12 protein-coding genes are annotated in these 14,713 nt (G+C 62.4%); 1 reads left to right on the forward strand and 11 read right to left on the reverse strand.

What is annotated here, in order from left to right:
* From L8U60_RS09615 to glf, 6 genes are all read right to left on the reverse strand, one after another.
* A partial coding sequence (locus tag L8U60_RS09615) for an HNH endonuclease signature motif containing protein (RefSeq protein ID WP_269966155.1) occupies positions 1 to 1,066 on the reverse strand: 1,066 nt, incomplete at its 3' end.
* A 253-nt stretch (positions 1,067 to 1,319) separates the two neighbouring features.
* Entirely contained in the window at positions 1,320 to 2,657 is a 1,338-nt protein-coding gene (locus L8U60_RS09620; RefSeq protein ID WP_269966195.1) for a GntP family transporter, read from the reverse strand.
* Positions 2,657 to 3,562: an NAD(P)-dependent oxidoreductase gene (locus L8U60_RS09625; protein ID WP_269966156.1), complete on the reverse strand. Its 906-nt coding sequence runs from the start codon at positions 3,560 to 3,562 to the stop codon at positions 2,657 to 2,659. The genes L8U60_RS09620 and L8U60_RS09625 overlap by 1 nt, the downstream gene beginning before the upstream one ends.
* An 11-nt stretch (positions 3,563 to 3,573) precedes the next feature.
* Positions 3,574 to 4,995 (reverse strand): four-carbon acid sugar kinase family protein, encoded by a 1,422-nt coding sequence (locus L8U60_RS09630; protein WP_269966157.1) that lies wholly within the window; start codon positions 4,993 to 4,995, stop codon positions 3,574 to 3,576.
* A 109-nt stretch (positions 4,996 to 5,104) separates the two neighbouring features.
* Positions 5,105 to 5,812 (reverse strand): FadR/GntR family transcriptional regulator, encoded by a 708-nt coding sequence (locus tag L8U60_RS09635; RefSeq protein ID WP_269966158.1) that lies wholly within the window; start codon positions 5,810 to 5,812, stop codon positions 5,105 to 5,107.
* Between the two features lie 9 nt (positions 5,813 to 5,821).
* Entirely contained in the window at positions 5,822 to 7,030 is a 1,209-nt protein-coding gene (gene glf / locus L8U60_RS09640) for a UDP-galactopyranose mutase (protein ID WP_269966159.1), read from the reverse strand.
* Between the two features lie 152 nt (positions 7,031 to 7,182).
* Between glf and L8U60_RS10860 the strand changes: the two genes are divergently transcribed.
* Positions 7,183 to 9,279 (forward strand): N-acetylmuramoyl-L-alanine amidase, encoded by a 2,097-nt coding sequence (locus tag L8U60_RS10860; protein WP_269966160.1) that lies wholly within the window; start codon positions 7,183 to 7,185, stop codon positions 9,277 to 9,279.
* Here the strand turns inward: L8U60_RS10860 and glpK are convergent.
* The 5 genes from glpK to serS are packed head-to-tail and all read right to left on the reverse strand — an operon-like array spanning position 9,276 to position 14,676.
* Positions 9,276 to 10,796: a glycerol kinase GlpK gene (gene glpK, locus L8U60_RS09650; protein WP_269966161.1), complete on the reverse strand. Its 1,521-nt coding sequence runs from the start codon at positions 10,794 to 10,796 to the stop codon at positions 9,276 to 9,278. The two genes, L8U60_RS10860 and glpK, sit on opposite strands and share 4 nt — an antisense overlap.
* 15 nt (positions 10,797 to 10,811) lie before the next feature.
* Complete coding sequence (locus L8U60_RS09655; protein ID WP_269966162.1) at positions 10,812 to 11,615, reverse strand: Cof-type HAD-IIB family hydrolase; 804 nt, start codon at positions 11,613 to 11,615, stop codon at positions 10,812 to 10,814.
* 59 nt (positions 11,616 to 11,674) lie between these two features.
* Positions 11,675 to 12,529 carry a lysophospholipid acyltransferase family protein gene (locus L8U60_RS09660; RefSeq protein WP_269966163.1) on the reverse strand — a complete coding sequence of 285 codons (855 nt, stop codon included), beginning with the start codon at positions 12,527 to 12,529 and terminating at the stop codon, positions 11,675 to 11,677.
* A gap of 2 nt (positions 12,530 to 12,531) precedes the next feature.
* A complete protein-coding gene (locus L8U60_RS09665; RefSeq protein ID WP_269966164.1) occupies positions 12,532 to 13,395 on the reverse strand; it encodes a lysophospholipid acyltransferase family protein in 864 nt (287 codons plus the stop codon).
* Between the two features lie 24 nt (positions 13,396 to 13,419).
* Positions 13,420 to 14,676, reverse strand: coding sequence for a serine--tRNA ligase (gene serS, locus L8U60_RS09670; RefSeq protein ID WP_269966165.1), 1,257 nt, complete (start codon positions 14,674 to 14,676; stop codon positions 13,420 to 13,422).
* Between the last annotated feature and the right edge of the window lie 37 nt (positions 14,677 to 14,713).

Genomic DNA, 14,713 nt, shown 5'->3' on the forward strand with positions numbered 1-14,713 from the left:
TTGCTCCAAAGGGGTGGACTGTATTCGGGACGAGGTATCCGTTCGGTGATCTCCACATTGGTGTGCCTCTGATGTTTTCCACCCGCCCGTGGTGGGGTTTGGATGGGTCATCGTCATTGGTGCGGTTGTGATACCGGCACAGCATCGCCAGGTTATCCATATTGGTCAGCCCGCCCCTCGACCAGGCTTTGATGTGGTGGACCTCGCAGTTATCCGCTGCGTGCCTGCAATCCGGCACCGGACACGTCGGCATTGTTGCCCGGGCCAAGTCACGCTGCTTCTGATTCGCGAAGCGTTGCGTGTCATACAGATTGACGGGCCCTTCTTGTGGGTGGAACATCGCCACTTCGAGGACGTCCCCAAAGTTCTGGGCCAAATACTCCGCACCGGTCATGGTGGTGCCATCGGTGAGCCCCAGGATGACATCATTGCCGTGACCTTTCATGATGTTGATGTGTTCCTCCAGTGGGATGAGGATCAAGGGGCGGGGTACTGCAGGGGCAATACCTGAAGGTTGATCGTCTTCGTCGGGGCGTAGGCCGATCCTTTTCATCACGTTTTCGTACATCTGCGGTCCGGCAGGACCATCCCCCAGGTTTTGACGGGCTGCGAACTCAATAGCTGCCGCGTCTTTTTCTAGGGCCATGATGGTCACAGGACGCCTCTCATCCTGGGAGCGACCAAAACGCATTGTGGGTTCCGGGACAGGCTTGTCCACCTCAGGCACGATGTCCTTCGACCGGCGCTTGAGCGTGTCGTAATTGCCCGGAACAGACAGCAGGGCAAGGCGCAGGCGCCACTTCTCGGCGGGGTCCTCAATGGAGGAGATCCGGCCCTCGATGTAGACGAGTTGATCCAACGCCTTCTTCGTCGACTTCGCCACCTTGATCGCGTTGGCTTGCTTACGGGTGAATTGCGTTTTCCCGTAGTACGCCGTGTGGACTTTTACTAACTCGCGAACACGGGCAGGGCTGCAACCAGCATCGAGGAGTACCTGGGCATCAAAGTCTGCCAGGGCCTCGATCGGGTTGGTCAAACCCGCCACCAGTGATCCGAATACGTTCATGCCATGCACGCTAAACCGAAACGCAAAAACGCGCGAGAAGGGCCCCGAAAACCTGTGGATAACCCAAAAAACTATCCACAGGCGGCGCGGGCTAGAGCGCGCGCAGGAAGCGGAGGACCAGCGAGAACAGCCCGGTTCCACAAGAATCCAAAAAAGTTTTGGACGGTTACCGCGGAATCAAACCGGCCACGCCTTTGGGGCGTAATGAGGAAGCCTGGTGGGGGACCACCAGGCGTCGATAGGCAGAGAGGGACTACACCACCGCGTAGACCGCCCAGGTGAGCAGGAAGCCGATGACACCGAAGATGGTGGAGGTGGTTGTCCAGTAACGGAGGCCCTGCTTGACGTTGAGGCCGAGGTACTTGGTCACGATCCAGAAGCCGGAGTCGTTGATGTGGCTCAGCCCCAGGCCACCGAAGCCAATGGCAACCATGACGAGGGCAGCTTGGACGCTGCTCAGGCCAGCATCCGCGATGGGCTGAGCGACGAGACCAGCGGTGGTGAGAAGCGCCACCGTTGCGGAGCCCTGCGCGGCACGGAGTGCAGCGGTGAGCAGGAACGCGGTGAGGATGAGTGGCAGGCCGGTGCCGGCGAGGAGGTCAGAGAGGACCTTGCCAATGCCGGATTCGACGAGCACGTTGGCGAATGCACCGCCGGCGCCGGTGACGAAGATGATCACGGCAACGGCAGGCAGCGCGGAGTCGAGGACATCCGAAGACTCCTGGCGCTTCCAACCACGTTGGCTACCCAGAACGAACCAGGCGACGAGCACCGCCACGAGAAGGGCCACCGGGGACGCACCAATGAAGGAGGCGACATCGCGGGCGAAGGAGCCTTCTTCCAGGACCATGGCGCTGGTGGTGCCCACCATGATCAGGGCGATTGGTAGGAGAATCAGGCCGATGATGGTCCACGGTGACGGCGGGTTGTCCACTTCATTCACACCGGCGTCCTCCACCGGGGACTTAGCACGCTCAATGGCGCTGACGTCGATACGGCGAACGATCAGGTAGCCCAGTGCCACGGTCACGGCGGCGATGGGAAGGCCGAGGGTGAGGAGGAGGCCGGCGTCGCCGTCGAGAAGCTCAGCGACTGCAACCGGACCCGGGTGCGGCGGCAGCACAACGTGGACGGTGAGCAGCGCGGCGGCAACGGGCAGACCAATCTTGATCGGGTTGATGTTGGCCACGGCGGCGAAGCCGAAGATGATCGGCGCAAGAATGATAAAGCCGACGTCGAAGAAGACCGGGATACCCAGGATGAACGCGGCGATGACCACGGCGGCGACGATGCGCTTGCGGCCGAGTTTGCCGGTGAAGTACTGGGCAAGCGCGGTGGCGCCGCCGGATTCTTCAATGATCTTGCCCAGCATGGCGCCGAGGCCAACGACCACGGCGACGGAGCCAAGCGTCTTGCCCACACCACCGGTGACTACGCCGACAGATTCAGCCAGCGGGATGCCGGAGAGCACTGCCGTGGCCAGGGAGACCAGGAGCAGGGCCACGAAGGCAGGCATGCGCACCCAAATCACCAGGGCGAGCAGGACAGCAACGGCCGCGAGGCCGAGCCAAATCAAACCAGTACCGGTAATCATGCGTTATCACCCTTCGGGCCGTCCGGGGAGGAGATCGTGATGATGGAGGAATCGTCCTTCGCAGCCATGCCGCGGGCGAAGGCCTGCAGGTACTGCTGCTCAGCAGCAGCGGCAACAGGCACAGCAATGCCAGCGGACTTCGCGGCAGTGGTGACGATGCCCATGTCCTTGACAAAGATGTCGATGCGGCTCTTCACCTCCGCGCCTTCCTCGGTGTAGGCATCGAGCATGCGCTCGCCGCGGTCGCCCAGCATGAAGGATGCGGCGGCACCGCTCATGAGGGCATCCAGCGTGGCCTTCTGGTCCAGGCCAAGCTCGCCAGCCAGGGCGAGGGCCTCACCAGCAGCGGCAATGTGCACGCCGCAGAGCAGCTGATTCACGGTCTTCAGTGCCTGGCCCTTGCCCGGCTTGTCGCCGACGATCACCAGGTTGCCGGCCATGGCCTCAAGCACATCGCGGTAGCGATCAACCACCGCAGGCTCAGCACCGACGGTGACCAAGAGGTCGCCTTCGCCGGCGCGGACGGGTCCGCCGGAGACGGGGGCGTCGATAAGCGAAATGCCCTTTTCAGCGAGCAGAGCTGCAGTTTCTTCAACAGCGGCGACGCCGACGGTGGAGATGAGCAGGATCGCGGCGCCGTCCTTCATGCGGTCGGCGATGCCGGCTTCCCCGAAGAGAACCTCGGTGAGCTGCGCGTGGTTGCGCACGGCGAGCAACACAACGTCGGCGCCTTCAGCGGCGTCGAGCGCGGTGTCAAAGACCTCCAGGCCAGCCTCGCGGCCAAGCGCCAGGCGCGCCTCCGCGATGTCTACGCCACGGACGGTGAAATCGTGGTTACGCAGGTTCGTGGCAATCGGCAGGCCCATGGCTCCGAGGCCAACGACGGTGATGGTGTGTGACATGGTGTGCTCCTTTAATTCAGGGGATGAGTGGAAAGCGCGGCGACGACCTCGGCGAGCGAGTCATCGGTGCCCACGTTTCCGGCGAAGACGATGTAGGGGACGCCAGCGGCAGGGCCGTCGAGCAACTGCCACATGGAGATGATTCCGGGCTGCATGGGGCCGATAACCATCGCGCGGGTCATCTCTAGGCCCTTCGACGCAACATCGGAGGACGTGATGCCGCCCTTGGCAATCACGAAAGCGGGCGTGACGCGGTTGACCACACGGTTGACCACCGTGACCAGGGAGTTGGAGACCTTGCGGGCAATCGCGAGGGACTCATCCGGGGTCGCGCCGCGCACGAGTTCACGGGAGGTGTGGAAGATGACGTTGCCGCGGATGAGCAGATGCTCGATCTCGCTCGCGAGCTCCGCGATGTAGTCCTCGCGGCCCTCCCCGATCACGCGCGCGACATCCATCTCCACGACGGGTGCCTCATTGGTTTCCTTCAGCCGCGCGAGCTGTCGCGTGGTGGTGGGCACGTGCGAGCCGATCACGATCAAGCCGCCGGCCACGTTGTCCGTGTTCTGGCGCAGCTCCGCCACGCGCTCCGGGCGCACCGGCTCGGGTACATCCTGTCCAATCCGCGCGCGCACAAACGGCGGCCCAACGCGGTAGATGAAGTTCTTACCAGCACGTTCAGCCGCAATCAGGCCGAGCGAGAGCAGACGGAGATCCTCTTCCGTGACAATGTCCACGGCGATCGGGGTGCGGTCGCGCGCTTCAAGCAGAAGCTTTTCGACGCCGCCCCGCTCCCCCCTCACCACATCCAGCGGGATCTCAATCACGTCGGCGGCCTTCACTGCGCCAACCGTCTTCTCTTCGACCCAGTCGGCAATGCGGGAGTGCTTGTAACCGAAGGTGGCGTCCTGGGCGAATTCGGTGTCTTCCACCTTCTGGTAGCCATCGGTGTCATTGCCGGCGTAGTGCACGCCGCCGACGGTGATACGGCCGGCGTCACCGAAGGCGGGGACGATGACGTAGCCGTCGATAGTCTGGCCATTCGCCTCGGCGACCTCCGCGAGCGTGTCCGGCTCCAGCGGATAATGGCCTCGCAGGGTGGAATCGGAGCGGGAAACGAAGGCGACCTTCTTGTCCAGCTTCTTCGCTGCGGCGATCGCGGCATGCGCGACATCAAGGTTGATCGCGCGCGCATCGGCTGGGTCCAGCGAACGGGAGTTGGTCATGACATAGATCGCCGGGACGTCCTGCTGGAGCGCCCAGGCCATGTCATCTTCTTCCCAGCGGGTCAGCACCGGGAGGTCGGCGACGGATTGGGTGCCCGTCGGGTCATCGTCCAGCACCACCAGTGTGGTGTCGGTGGCCGGAATGTCAGATGCGGGGATGCGGACTGGGTCGGGGTAGCCCTCAAGCAGAGTGTGTAGGGAAACCATCGGGGACTCGCTTTCTTCTCACCAGATCCTCAGACCTCTGAGGAGTTACTTAAAAGGTTAGTGCCTACTACGCAATTAGCCTTGTATTGTGAGCTGAGTCACGGGGAAACTACCCCCGATTGTCTCCCCGATCGGACGTTCTCAAGTCCGCCCATGTCTGATCCATGTGGGCGCGCATGGCATTCTTTGCCCCCTCCGCGTCCCCCGCTTTGATGGCTTCCAGGATCTTCTTGTGGTGTTTGTCCGCACGGGCACGCACCTCCGGATGAGCGGTGGTTCCCCGGCGCGATTCCGCCAGCGCACCCTCCAGCGGGCGCATGACCGCCATGAGGAATGGGTTGCCCGTGGAGCGCAGGATCTGGTTATGAAAGTCCACGTCTGCCCTGTTCACGCCCTCAAGGTCGCCGACTTCAGCGGCTGCGGCAAAGCGCTCAAGGCAGGCTTCAAGTTCTGCAATATCCTCCGCAGTCCGGTTGTTCGCGGCATGACCGCAGGAGCCAACCTCAATCATCCGGCGCACTTCGGTCAGGCGCTCATTAACCTCGGACTGCGGCAAGACCTTTCGCCACACTTCAACCAGGGTTTCCATGTCGCGCCACTGGCTGCGCGGCAGCACAAAGGTGCCTCGGCCGTGGACAACTTCAAGTACCCCCCGATCAGCCAGCGCGCGGACAATCTCACGCATGGTCGGGCGTGAGACCTCAAGATATTCCGCGAGCGCCTGCTCACCGGGCAGGGCTTCACCTTCGGGGAAGTGGCCACTTGCAATGGAGTTGACCATCTTTTCAATCCCCGCGGTGACCAAGTCCCTCCGCACGGTCAACTCCTAGTGCCCGCGCGGCTGGTCGATCGCCTTGCCGTCCTCAAAGTAGGTGCGCACGTGGTTATCAAAGACGGACAGCGCTGCGCCGATAGCCATGTGCATATCCAGGTACTGGTAGGTGCCCAGGCGGCCACCGAAGAGGACCTTGTTCTCGCGGGACTCAGCAGCAGCGAGTTCGCGGTAGCGCTTGAGCATCTCGCGGTCTTCGGGGGTGTTGATCGGGTAGTACACCTCATCATCATCCTCCGCGAAGCGGGAGTACTCCTTCACAATGACGGTCTTATCGTCGGGGTACTCGGCGCGCTCCGGGTGGAAGTGGCGGAACTCGTGGATGCGGGTGTAGGGCACATCCGCGTCGTTGTAGTTCATCACCGGGGTGCCCTGGAAGTCGCCAGTACCCAGGACTTCCTGCTCGAAGTCGAGGGTGCGCCAACCCAGACGGCCTTCGGCGTAGTCAAAGTAGCGGTCCAGCGGGCCGGTGTACACCACCGGGGCATCCGGGGACTCACCGCGGATGCGATCGCGGACGTCGAACCAGTCGGTGTCCAGGCGGACGTCGATAAGCTCATGCGATGCCATCTTCTCCAACCAGGCGGCGTAACCGTCGACGGGGAGACCTTCGTACTTGTCGTTGAAGTAACGGTTGTTGAAGGTGTAGCGCACTGGCAAACGCGAGATGATCTCCGGCGGCAGGTCCGTCGGGTCGGTCTGCCACTGCTTGGCGGTGTAGTGTTTGACGAAGGCGTCGTAAAGCGGCTTGCCGATGAGCGCAATGCCACGCTCCTCCAGGTTCGTCGCGGCCGCCGGGTCAAGTCCCTCGCGCTGCTCCTCAATGAGCGCCTTCGCCTCGTCTGGGCTGTAGTACTTGCCGAAGAACTGGTTGATCAGGCCCAGGCCCATCGGGAACTGGTACGCCGTGCCGTCGTGCATGGCGAACACGCGGTGCTGGTAGTCGGTGAATTCAGCGAAGCGGTTGACGTACTCCCACACGCGATCATTGGAGGTGTGGAACAGGTGCGCACCGTATTTGTGCACCTCAATGCCCGTTTCAGGCTCCTTTTCGGAGTACGCGTTGCCGCCGATGTGCTCTCGCTTTTCCACGACGAGGACTCGCTTACCCAGCTCCGATGCTGCCTGCTCCGCAATGGTGAGCCCGAAGAAGCCAGAGCCGACAACGATGAGGTCATACGTATTGGTGTCACCTGAAGTCATGGGCCTAAGGCTACTGGGAAATACAGCAAAACAGATGGATTGGCGCGACACTCCCGCAAATCACAATGTTCACAAAAATCACACAAGTGCCCTATAGTCTCCAATGATCTAGATTAGTCACAGCTGTAACTATTAACTCAGGAGCGATCACCGTGAAACAACGACGCCACCTCAACCCTTCCTCCCGGAAGAAGACCCCGGTCATCGCTGTGGCCGGAACCCTCGCGCTCATCGCGGCGGGCACCTTCGGCGGCAACGAGATCCTCAAGACCCAGGAGATTGGCTCCGCCAACGTCCAGGTGTCTACCTCCACCGCTTCCCTGGCTGACGCCACCTCCGTCATCGTCGATGACCCGGCCGTGGCCACCCAGGGTGAGGGCGATGAGGCCCGCACTGTGAAAGAGTTCGTCCGCGACGAGGAATTCTCCGTTTTCGGCCTGACCTGGGAAGGCGACCGTGACATCGCTGCCTTCGTCCGCGCCGAGCGCCCAGACGGCACCTGGTCCGAGTGGTACGAGATGGACGCTGAAGTCGGCCCAGACGGCGTTGCCAACGGCACCGAGCCGATCTACGTGGAGAAGACCAAGAGGGTTCAGGTCTCCACAGCAAACGTTGACCTCGTCGCACACGATGCTCCGGCAGAGGATGCACCGGCTGATATGCCTGCTGAGTCGCCTGTCGACGCAGCTACAAAAGAGGCCATCGACACTGCGGACAGCGCCCTGCCTGACTCCTCCCCAGTTGACCTGTCCGGATTCCCCTCCGGCACAGGTCCGTCCGTGCTGGGAGACCGCGCGCTGCCAACCAACTACGGCGAAATCGCCCCAGTTGCAGACGTCGAAGAGCTGGCAGATGAACCAGCCGAAGGCAACGCCGAAAGCGCCCCGGTGACCACCGCTGCAGACTTGGACGCTGTGTTTATTGAAGGTGGCGAGGGCACCCTTGACGGGGAGATCGCTCCGGCACAGTACAACACCAACGGCATGCCACGCGTAGTGTCCCGCTCCTCCTGGGGCGCAGGCAAGAGCCGTACCCCGTACTACTCGGAGCCGACCAAGGCGATCACTATTCACCACACCGCTGGTTCGAATAACTACACCGCTGCGCAGGCACCGGGCATCGTCCGCGGAATTTGGGCCTACCACGCCAACAACCTGGGGTGGGGCGATATTGGGTACAACGCCCTCGTGGATAAGTACGGCAACATCTACGAAGGCCGCGCTGGCGGGCTGGACCGCAACCCGCAGGGCGCTCACGTGGGCAGCTTCAACGCGCACACCTGGGGCATTTCGATGATGGGTGACTACCAGCAGGCCCAGCCCACCAAGGCCGCCCTGAACGCAATGGGTGAAATGATCGGCTGGAAGGCCGGCACCACCGGCATTGACCCGACGGGCAAGGTCTGGCTGACCTCCGACGCCAACTTCCGTGGTTCCAAGTACTCCCGCGGCCAGGGCGCGAACTTCAACGTTATTAACGCGCACCGTGACTTCCACTTCAGCACCTGCCCGGGCGATAACTTGTACGCCCAGATGGGGTACATCCGTAACGTGGCCAAGAACAAGGCCAACGCGGTGCGCTCCAACCAGGCTTACACCCCGCCGACATCGAACCCACAGCAAAATGTCCCAACTCCGTCGCAGCAGACACCACCAAAAACCGGCACGGTGACGAATGATGATGGCACCACCACGACCATCAACAACCTGGCCAACACGTCCAGCAAGGTGTCCTTCGAGGGCATCATGAACGGCGACCCGGCTGCCATCGCTGCTGCCGTGGGCACCGTCGGTGGCGCGGTTCTGCTCTTCGCAGCAGGCAACGGCATGCTGCCAAAGCAGGTGACCAACGTGGCTAACACGGAGATTCTGCCTGGTCTGACGCTGACTGCCCTGCGCCCCTACGTGGGCAAGGTGATCAACACCGTGGGCAGCCCGGAGACGAAGCAGACGTGGAGCCAGCTCGAGCCGGTGCTCGGCCAGCTCGCTGGTGTGCTCCAGGGCGTGGGTGGCGATGAGTACGGCATCTTCGAAAAGGGCATCGCCCTGCTCAGCGCCGACGGCAACCAGGTGATCATGCCGGAGAAGATTGCTAACGCATGGCTCCAGCAGGGCATGGATCTTGGCCCGCTGGGCAAGCCGGTCAAGTCCGAGGGCGCTGCCTCCAATGGCGATGTCCGCGTTGACTTCGCCCGCGGTTCCATCACCTACCACGCGGCAACGGGCAACCTGGATGTCAGCGTGAACTAAGCAAGATCAAGGGAGCGAGCCACAGCTTCCTCCCACCGCGCAATGAGCCGGTCCCGGTCGGGGCCGGCCATTGTGTTTTCCCAGGTCTTTTCATCGCCAAGGCTCATCGGCTCATCCAGCAGCCCGGCGCCGATGCCGGCAGCGCTCGCCGCGCCCATCACGGTGGTTTCCATGTTGTCGGGCCGCACCACGGTGGATTCCAGCACGTCGGCCTGCATTTGCATGAGAAGGTCGTTGCCGGTCATGCCGCCGTCCACGCGCAAAGCATCAATGCTTATCGACGCATCCGCTTCCATCGCCCGCACCACCTCCAACGTTTGCAGGCAGGTGGCGTCCAAGGCCGCGCGCGCGATGTGGCGGCGGTCGGTGTATCGGGTGATTCCCGTGATCACCCCGCGGGCATCCGGACGCCAACGCGGGGCGAAGAGCCCGGAGAACGCTGGCACGATGACCACGCCCGCGGCGTCCTCCACCTGGCTGGCGAGCTTCTCCGATTCGGCAGCACTACTGATGATGCCCAGCTGGTCCCGCAGCCACTGGATGAGCGAGCCACCCACCGCGACAGAACCCTCCAGCGCGTACACCGGCGGCTTCCCCGCCTTCTGGTAAGCCACGGTGGTGAGCAAACCGTGATCGGAGAACTGCGGCTTCTCACCGGTGTTGAGCAGCATGAACAGGCCGGTGCCGTAGGTCATTTTGGCGGAGCCTTCCTCCAAGCAGCCCTGCCCAAACAGTGCCGCCTGCTGGTCGCCGAGCACACCCGTGATGGGCACCTCACGCGAAGACTTCTGCCGGCGGATGGACCCAAAGTTGCCGAAGCTCGGCTTGATCTCCGGCAGGATCTGCCGCGGCACGCCGATCTCCGCGCAGAGTTCCTCATCCCAATCCAGCGTTTCCAGATCCATGAGCAGCGTACGCGACGCATTGGTCACATCGGTGACGTGCTGCGCGCGGTCCCGGGCAAACCCGAACATCTCCGCGAACATGGACCTGCGTGGTTCCCGCGCCCCGCCCGTAAGGTTCCAGATCAGCCACGTATCAATCGTGCCGGCGAGCAGCTCGCCCTTCTCCGCACGCTCGCGGGCACCCTTCACGTTGTCCAGGATCCACGCCCACTTCGGGCCGGCCGGATACGAGTTGGCCAGAAGCCCCGTCTTCTTCAGATACCGCGTCTTATCCCCATCCGGCGCGACTTCTTCTGTGCGGGTGTCCTGCCACACGATGGCGTTATAAATCGGTTTGCCGGTCGCCTTATCCCAGATCACCGCGGTTTCACGCTGGTTGGTCAGGCCAACGGCATCGAGGTCTTCCACGTCCAGATCCGCATCCACCAACGCCTCCGACAACGCGCGGCGGGTGTTGCGCCAGATCTCACGCGGGTTATGTTCCACCCAGCCTTCACGCGGCATGATCTGCTCATGCTCGAATTGGGCGGTGCCCACCACCTCGCCGTCGGGGGTGGTGATGTAGCACCGGGTGGACGTTGTTCCCTGGTCAATCGCGGCGATGTACGGCATGGAGGTTATTAAACCCTAGAACCACTGCTCAAGGACACGCGCTACACCGAAATCATCATTCGTCGTGGTCACAACATCAGCGGCGTCCTGCACGAGTGGCTCCGCATTGCCCATCGCCACACCGAGCCCAGCCCACGCCAGCATCTCCACATCATTCGGCATATCACCAAAAGCAAGGACGCGTTCCCGCTCAATGCCATGACGCGTAGCGACGATGGACACCCCCGCCGCCTTATTCACCCCCGGGGCACTGAATTCCAACAGACCCTCGTTCATGGAGTAGGTCACGTGGGCTTCTTCGGGGTCGATGAGGGGCGCCACCACGTCGAAAAGCTCCTGCGAACTCATCTCCGGATGCCGCACGAGAATCTTCGCCGCCGGCACTGACGTCAACTCCGCAACGTCCACCTGGCCGTAGCCAATATCCCACAAATCTGGGCTGTAACCAGGGGTGATAAGGAAGCACTCTTCCTCCGGATCAAACGCCGAACTGCCCACGCGCTCCACGCCGAAACCGTAGGTCCCATATCCCGCGAGGGCATCTTGGGCGATCTCCGCGATCCGCCACAACGTCTCCGGCTCCAGCTCGTGGCGCACCACCACTTCATCCCGCGATGGGTCATACACCACCGCGCCATTGGCGCAGATGCAGTCCGGGATGAAGGGCAGCTGATCCAGCACCGGTGCCAACCAGCGGTGCGGGCGCCCCGTAGCCAGGGCGATCTTCGTGCCCATGCGCGCCGCCCGCGAAATCGTGTCACGCAACCGCGGGCTCACCCGCCCATTGCTGTCCAACAACGTGCCATCAATATCGCTCACAATCAGCTTCGGTGGCTTCGGGCTTGATACTGGTGACGCCGGTGACACAGTGAATCGACCTACCTTTTCTTCCGCTCCGCTTTCCTCGCAGCACGCTCGGCCTTTTCTTGCTGGTCAAGAGCTTTCGCTTCTTCCACCGTGGGTGCCGAGCCACCCATCGATGCTGGCATCCAGTCTAGGCCGTCCGGGAAGGGACCGAAGCGGTTGTTGTATTCTTCCCTCGCTTCGTCGAGAAGCACCTGCATCGCCGCTTTGAGCCGCGCCGTCACTTCTTCGGGCGTGCCTTCCGTGGACACCGCCGGCCCAATATTCGTGATGATTGGGTAGCCCGTGCGGCCCATCTCTTTCTTCTCACGCTTCGCCCAAATGCGCTGCGTACCCCACGTTGCGCACGGAATGAGCATGGCGCCGGAGCCCTGCGCGATGCGCGCCGCACCCGTCTTGAACTCCTCCAGCTCCATCGACCGCGCCAGAGTGCCTTCCGGGAAAATCCCCACGACCTCATCACTGCCTGTCAGCCGCGCGATCGCCTCATCGACGCTGCCGGACCCCTTCGAGCGATCCACCTCAATGTGCCGCACACCGCGGGACACCGGGCCGACCAACGGGTGCTCGAACAGCTCCTTCTTAGCCATATACCGCGTTGGGCGGCGCCCCCGCAGCAGGCCCGGCAGCGCACCGGACACAAAGTCGTAGTACCCAATGTGGTTGCCTGCCACCAGCACCGGACCATCCGTGGGCATGTTCTCCAGCCCGTTGACATAGAACTTCAGGCCCTGGAGGCGCAGGAGCGGCACCACCGCACTCAATACCGCGCGGTACCAGCGTTCCTTCTTCCAACCCGGCTGAACGGGTACCGGGGGAACATCGTCAGGGATGAAGAAGACGCCTTTATCAACGCGATACTTCGTCATGCCTAGCCCTGCTTCTTCGCCTGCTTCTTGGCCAGCTTGGCTGCGCGTTCCTTCTCCTGCATCGCCGTGGCTTCCTCCAGAGTCGGAGCTCCACCGCCAAGAGATGCCGGCATCCACTTCAGCCCCGGTTCAAACGGACCGAAGCGGCGTTCATACTCCTCGCGGTTGAATTCCAGCAGCTCCTGCATCGCCGCCTTCACCCGGCGCGTGTCCTCCTCCGGGTCACCCGTGGTGATCACGGGCTCGCCATAGCTGAGCACCACCGGGGTGTTGGAACGGCCAAGGTTCTTGTCCATCCCCTTCGTCCAGATCCGCTGCGAACCCCAGATCACGGTGGGGATCATGGGCACGCCAGCCTCATGAGCGATGCGGGCCGCACCGGTTTTGAATTCCGCCAGTTCGAAGGAGCGGGAGATCGTGGACTCCGGGAAGATACCCACCAGGCCACCGCTGCTCAGCCACTTCGTGGCCTCCTTAATGGAGGCCGCACCAGCCGCGCGGTCCACCGGCACGTGCTTCATGCCGCGCATGAGCGAGCCCACAACCTTGGTGTCAAAGACCTCTTTCTTCGCCATAAACCGCACCAGGCGCTTACCGCGCAGGTGGGCACCAATACCGGCAATGATGAAGTCGTAGTAGCCGGTGTGATTGATCACGAAGAGGGCGCCATCCCGCTCCGGGATGTTCTCCGCCCCATGAACGTAGAAACGCAGCCCCTGCGCGCGCATGATGCGCTTGAACCCGCCAATGATGGATTGGTAGAAGCGTTCCTTCGACTCCACCGGATGCGGCGCCGGCTCCACAAAATCCGCCGGCACCTCGAACAATGGCCCAATCCAGCGCTTCGGCTCGTTGCCACTCGCCATGGTGGGGACCCCTTTCACAAAACGTTAGCTCTTGGAAAGGATATCTTTCCCAACCCACGGGCGCAGCGCTTCCGGCACAACAACTGAACCGTCCGCTTGCTGGTTGTTCTCCAGGATGGCCACGAGCCAACGCGTGGTAGCAAGGGTGCCGTTGAGGGTGGCAGCGATCTGCGTCTTGCCGTCCTCATCGCGGTAGCGGGTGGCCAGGCGGCGGCCCTGGAAGGTCGTGCAGTTCGACGTCGACGTCAGCTCACGGTACGTCCCCTGCGACGGCACCCATGCCTCCGTATCAAACTTGCGGGCAGCCGAGGAGCCAAGGTCGCCCGCGGCGACGTCGATAATGCGATACGGCACTTCCACCGCGGCGAGCATCTCACGCTCAAGGCCCAGCAGCTTCTGGTGCATTTCCTCTGCATCTTCCGGCTTGCAGTAAACAAACATCTCGAGTTTGTCGAACTGGTGGACGCGCAAAATCCCCTTCGTGTCCTTGCCGTAGGAGCCTGCTTCTCTGCGGAAGCAGCTCGACCATCCCGCATACAACAACGGCCCATCGGAGAGATCAATGATCTCATCCTTGTGGTAGCCGGCCAGAGCCACCTCAGACGTACCCACCAGGTACATCTCATCGCGCTCGAGGTAGTAAATCTCCTCATCATGCGCGTCCAAAAAGCCCGTGCCCTGCATGATCTCCGGGCGGACAAGCACCGGCGGGACCATGACCTTGAACCCAGCCTCACGCGCCTTCTGCGCCGCCAACATCAACATGCCCAGCTGCAGCCACGCGCCGTCACCCACCAGGTAGTAGAAGCGGGCGCCGCCGACTTTGGTGCCCCTCTTGACGTCGATAAGCCCCAGCTCCTCGCCGAGATCCAAGTGATCCTTGACCTCGAAATCGAACTCCGGGACCTCCCCCACGTGCTCCAGCACGATGAAATCTTCCTCGCCGCCCGCGGGCGCACCCGCGATGACATTAGAGATCGAGTACTGCAGCTGCGTCACGCGCTCCTCAGCCTCAGACTGCGCGGCCTCCGCCTCCTTCACCTTTGCCTTCAGCTCATTCGAACCCTCCAGCAAAGCCGGGCGGTCCTCCGGGGCAGCCTGGCCAATCTTCTTGCCAAAAGCCTTCTGCTCCCCTCGCAACTCATCGGCCTTAGCAATCGCCGCGCGCCGCTCCTCATCAGCCGTGAGCAGCGCATCTACTAACGACGGATCCTCACCCCGCGCCTCCTGCGAGGCACGAACAACATCCGGATTTTCACGCAGAAACTTCAGATCAATCACAAGCCCCAACCCTACCCGTTGGACTGACCCCGCGAGC

Source organism: Corynebacterium meitnerae, assembly GCF_027570075.1.
Classification (GTDB): Bacteria; Actinomycetota; Actinomycetes; order Mycobacteriales; family Mycobacteriaceae; genus Corynebacterium; species Corynebacterium meitnerae.